This is a genomic window from Nostoc sp. (assembly GCF_036917775.1).
Taxonomy (GTDB): Bacteria; Cyanobacteriota; Cyanobacteriia; order Cyanobacteriales; family Nostocaceae; genus Nostoc.
The window spans coordinates 1-4922 of record NZ_JBALEQ010000031.1; the positions used below are offsets into that span (position 1 = coordinate 1).

The 4922-nt window shown below is 39.5% G+C and carries 7 protein-coding genes; 4 read left to right on the plus strand and 3 right to left on the minus strand.

From position 1 onward, the window contains the following. Nucleotides 1-191, plus strand: a 191-nt coding sequence (locus V7K69_RS05650; RefSeq protein ID WP_335032157.1) for a hypothetical protein, incomplete at its 5' end; no start/stop codon positions are given. Nucleotides 192-556: 365 nt separating this feature from the next. Further along, nucleotides 557-1264, plus strand: coding sequence for a hypothetical protein (locus V7K69_RS05655; protein ID WP_335032159.1), 708 nt, complete (start codon nt 557-559; stop codon nt 1262-1264). On the opposite strand, the gene V7K69_RS05660 is transcribed toward V7K69_RS05655, so the two are convergent. Both V7K69_RS05660 and V7K69_RS05665 read right to left on the minus strand, forming a co-directional pair. Further along, the gene (locus V7K69_RS05660; RefSeq protein WP_335032161.1) at nt 1265-2059 is read right to left on the minus strand and encodes a TIM barrel protein; all 795 of its coding nucleotides are present in this window, start codon (nt 2057-2059) and stop codon (nt 1265-1267) included. Continuing rightward, a complete protein-coding gene (locus V7K69_RS05665; RefSeq protein WP_335032163.1) occupies nt 2059-2760 on the minus strand; it encodes a hypothetical protein in 702 nt (233 codons plus the stop codon). The genes V7K69_RS05660 and V7K69_RS05665 overlap by 1 nt, the downstream gene beginning before the upstream one ends. A 161-nt stretch (nt 2761-2921) precedes the next feature. Here V7K69_RS05665 and V7K69_RS05670 point away from each other — a divergent pair, with 161 nt between their 5' ends. After that, nucleotides 2922-3269 carry a hypothetical protein gene (locus V7K69_RS05670; RefSeq protein WP_335032165.1) on the plus strand — a complete coding sequence of 116 codons (348 nt, stop codon included), beginning with the start codon at nt 2922-2924 and terminating at the stop codon, nt 3267-3269. A gap of 250 nt (nt 3270-3519) precedes the next feature. Here the strand turns inward: V7K69_RS05670 and V7K69_RS05675 are convergent, their stop codons facing one another. Beyond that, complete coding sequence (locus V7K69_RS05675; RefSeq protein ID WP_335032167.1) at nt 3520-4524, minus strand: SDR family oxidoreductase; 1005 nt, start codon at nt 4522-4524, stop codon at nt 3520-3522. A gap of 90 nt (nt 4525-4614) precedes the next feature. On the opposite strand from V7K69_RS05675, the gene V7K69_RS05680 reads away from it, so the two are divergent. Then, nucleotides 4615-4922: TetR/AcrR family transcriptional regulator (locus V7K69_RS05680; RefSeq protein WP_335032169.1), on the plus strand; the 308-nt coding region annotated here is incomplete at its 3' end.

Consider the following 4922-nt stretch of genomic DNA (forward strand, 5'->3'; position numbering starts at 1 on the left):
AGCAGGTTAAATGTTACTTTGTCAGCTTCATGGAACGGCTAGAGTCTGGTGTGGATGCGATTAAAGAGTTTCTCTCTACCCTTAAAAGCGATGAGCGTTGGGGTGTGATGGTGGTGTTTGAGGAGGCACAACCGCAGATTTTTGGTCAGTTGGTGTCCGAGGCTCCCGAATGGCTGGAATGGATGAGGTGAAGTTATGGGTTTGGGGCGATAGCTGCGCCAACGTCAAGGACGAACGCACAGAAGTTGATTTTCAGCCTGTGGTCTGTGATTGGCTGGTGGATGTGTAGATCCAAATACCCTAATCGTATTTTCAAAGAAATACGATTCATGTCCACAATCGCAACGAAAGGATGATGGATACATTTCTATTGCCATCTTAAACGCCACGATAAATACTCTCAAATACTACCATCTTTTATGAAATGAACGATTGCCTAGAGCAGTGGCGAGTGTCATTAACGGAGATTTTCATGAGTTCTGTCGGAAAAAATAAATTTAAACGGTATAGTAGTACATTAATACTATATAATTCTTACTAAATTGATTCAAAACACATGAAGCAAGTAGTTAGACAAATTAAAGAGCGAATCAAATTCGAGTTTGAATTAGAAGCAATTAAATATGAATTGTGGAGATTAGATGACTATGAATATAGAAAGCTTCAAAAAAATAGTTTTTTTATTAAAGATGAAGATTCATTCTTCAAGAATATTTACTTGTCTGAAAATAAAAGCCAAGACAATTTGAACCTAGCACAGTCGTTTATCACGTTAACTTGGCTTTTTGGAAATAGCAGTGATTCATTTGATAGTTGCAAAGGCTCTTTTAGTTTCCCATTATTACTAACTATTAATAAAACAATAGGAAGTTTTTTCTATTTATTGCATATTTTTGATGCTAAAGGCTGGATATATTATCGAATATATAAAGTATTTGAAGATGAATCAGACATACCTCCAATCCAGAATGAAGTATTTGAATCAGAGTTTACACGCCAAGAAATTAATAATTTTCTCGACTATATACATAGATATATTAGTGAGTCTTTTAAAAGTTTAAATTCTGTAACTGCACCCGAATCATTTTTGAAAGCAATTGATGCAAGCTTGATAGTTTACGGTTATTACAATAACCAGTATATTGAGGAAGGATATAATAGTAAGAAGTCATATCAAGCAGCACTTAAAAGATTTCGGTTACTAGGGCTTTGGCCTTGGCAATCACAGAATATAAGTGGCTTGTTACAAACTATTATTAGTTAACTATCGGAAAGTTAAAGCAGCGATCCGGTTGTACTCTTGCTGCACTACTGAAACAGGCAATCGATTTAATCGGCTCTCTAACACCAAGGGAATTCCCTTTGGAAAATTAGTAATCTGAGATAACCACCAAGTATTGGCCGTAATCCGCGAATGTATATCTTGCCGTCCATCATTGTCTGAAATGTGAATTTCTAAAATTTTCTCTGGTGGAAGTCCCAACCATTCATTCAACAGTATTTCGGTTTTGTCACGCCAAATGTTGAGATGGTCCAAGTCCACAACTATCTTGACCTGGGGAACATCTTGGCAAAATTGAGCAAGTTCTGAAGCATTATCCAAAAGGTTCTCAACAGTGCTATTTGTGAGTGTAGGATACATTGTTTCTACACCCAAAATAATACCTCGCGTTAGACAAACCCGATGAAGACGATGAATATTTTCTACAAATGTTGTGTATGCTAAAACGCGTTCAGTGGTTTTACAAAAGTTTCCTCCATGTACTGAATAAGCGGTAACACCTATACTAGTTAGATAATCTGCCAATCGTTCAAAATATTTCCAATCTTGAGGTTGAGCTAGATTGAAAGGATAGTGGCGTGCGCTGCAAACAAAAGCATGATGCGCTCGATAGACCATTCCCTGTTGTCTAAAATCCTCTACTGCTTGCGCTGAATCAGTATCAGGTCGAGGCCCAATTGCTAGCTCAACATACCGGATTCCTGCATTCCAAAATATTGTTAATGCTTCACGGGTTGAAACTCCACCATAGGCTGACAAGCTCAAATACAATTGCATCAGTCTTCCTCTATGGATGAATAATTAAAAATAGCTCTTCTAGGTTTAAGTGCGAATATTTTGAGGGAGTAACCTACTAATGTGCTGATTTCAGCCGCTAATTGCTGTTTTTGTGACTCTGGATATTCCATATCTCTAAGTAAATATTTTACGTCACCATAAATGTAGTCCTCAATTTGCCCTTTTATAGAAGTTTCACTACACTCGTTGACGTTATATATGCGTTTTAATGGTATTTCATTGAGCGAATGCTCAACTGAACCTAATTTTAGAGACAGAGTATAGCTATACCCGATAAAGTTACGTTCGTCATCATAACCATTCAGGTCTTCGTGAGTTTGGTAGTTGCTCAAACCTATCGGTAGTTCGAGCATCGCCAATAACCAAGTAGTTGGATCTTCTGCAATACTAAATTCTGATTTGCGCGTGTACCAATTATTACTTTTAGTCTGTTTTAACTCTTGTACAAATGCTCTTAATCCTGGCGTTGGCAACAAGCAACGAGCATCAGTAGCGAGAGCATCAGTGATCCGTTTAAGTTCTATTGCTTGTGTTTCTACTAAGCTCTGTTCTGCGTCACGAATTTCTTGCATTCGTGTAATGACCAACTCTTGCAAAGAAGCAATTTGTGGATCGAATTGGCTGGAATGATCTTGTACTAATTCTTCATACAAAGAAAGTAGGGAATTAGAATCTGCCATAGCATTCCTCAATTTGGAAGTACAAAATATTAATAACTATTGCAGTTTGAAGCTGTTGAACCTGGTTTGATAGTTCTTTTGTACTAATATACCACTAACTCTTTCAATCGATGCTTCAACGCAAAATTATTTTTTATCCAGCAGTTGCTAGGAGGATTTTGATGCCCAACTGGAGTGCGATTGAAGCTAGTTTTTTACATCTAACCCAACCACAGCAATTGGGTGAATTAGCATCAAGTCTGGCACACTTGAAGTCTTGGGTACAAAGTAGCGATTGTAACCAAGTTATTCCAGTATTGTTACACGAAAGTTTGTTGTATTTGTCTTTAAGACAGCAAAATAGTGAAACCTATAATGTCGAATTAAACCAACTTCAAGACTTGTTACAAGATTGGCAACGCAATTGGGATACCATCAAGGAGCAATCAAGCCAAAGGGTAAGCATAGCTGATGTTGCTTCTAATTGGTCAGAACGAGTTTTAAATATGTCTGGTTTATTGAGTTCTTAATCAATTAGCCCCTAGTCTGAGCGATCGCCACACCTACTATAATGGCGAGTTGATTCTACAGCCTCGACCACGCTGGACACAACAGCAACAGTTAGAGTTGCTTGATTGGCATCCGTTGTTTACTGGCAAATGTCCCAAATGTGGTGCTGAGTATGAACACGATTGCACCTCAAGAGTACATTGGGATTGCCCAAACAGTGACCCTCCGCCAAACCAATGGCAAACAACATATACGTTGAAATAATGAGTTTTATAAATAGCCTTGAGACTGATACCACAGAACTGTATCTTTCAATGTATCTGTGAAAGGCCGAAAGGTTACGCCCAATTCTTGGATAGCTTTAGCTGAACTTAAGTTCGCTTTTTCCAATAAAGTTTGGATACCAACTAATGGCATAGGGTTGACCCTACCTGTCGAACGCGCCGAGATTTCTAGCAACCATGCGATTGAGAGTGCAATCCAATCAGGAATTACTATTTTTGGAGCCTTTACTCCTGAAATCGCTTCTAATTCTAAAGCAATATCTTTCATGGTTTTCAATGATCCCGCTACAATGTAACGCTCACCCCGTTTTCCTCGTTCCGTGGCACTAATCATCGCTGCCGCTACATCCCGAACATCAGTCAATGAAGCACCACCATTAATTATCCCTGGTAGCTTCCTTCCCAAAATATCTAACACCAATTGCCCCGCAGAAGTCGGTGCAGCATCTCCAGGCCCCATCATCCAACCAGGTAAAATCATCACCACATCCATTTGACTAGTTTCCAAAAACCGATAAATTTCTCGTTCTGCTAAAATTTTAGTTTTGAAATAGAGGTTCTTTTGGGCGAATTCGCTGTAAGGGGCGGTTTCAGTAGCTACCTGATGGGGATAAGTTTGAATTACTCCACTGGATGAGGTGAAAACCGTTCTTGCTATCCCTTGTGCTTCTGCCGCTTGCAAAAGTTCTATTGTGGCATCAACGTTGATGCGCTTCATCTTTTTCCAGTGGCTACCCGGCTGATAATACTCTCGAAAAAACGCTGCCGTGTGAAATACCACATCTACTCCTTTTAATGCGGGAGCAAAAGCAGGCACATTTTCAATATCACCCTGAACAAATTCAACCGGGCTGCTTCCTTGAAAACGTTTCGCCTTATCAATATATCTAACCAGCCCTTTAACTTGCCAACCTTGCGAAATTAGCAATTGGCAGAGGTTACTGCCTAATAACCCTGTCGCTCCAGTTACAAATGCTGTTTTACCATTCATGATCGTTATCTCCTGGTAATTGTATTGCTTGTAAATTTAGTCTGAACTTTGTTAATGTGAGCTATTACTCATATTCATAGTAGGCAGTATATGAGCAAAAACTCACATAGTCAATCTCAAAGCAATAAAACAGTGAACTCAATCGTTTCGGAGGATAGCAATCCCGCATCCCTAAAAGCCCGTCGTAGTCCTTCAGGTAAGCGTGGTCAGCAACGACGCAATTTAATCTTGGATACTGCTGCCGATTTGCTGGCGGAGAGAGGGGTAGAAGCTATCAACACTAATGCCTTAGCCGAGCGCGCTGATATTTCGGTTGGCTCGGTGTACCAGTATTTCTCCAACAAGGAAGCAATCTTAGCGGCTTTAGGAGAGCGATATATGCAGCAATTGAGTAACAA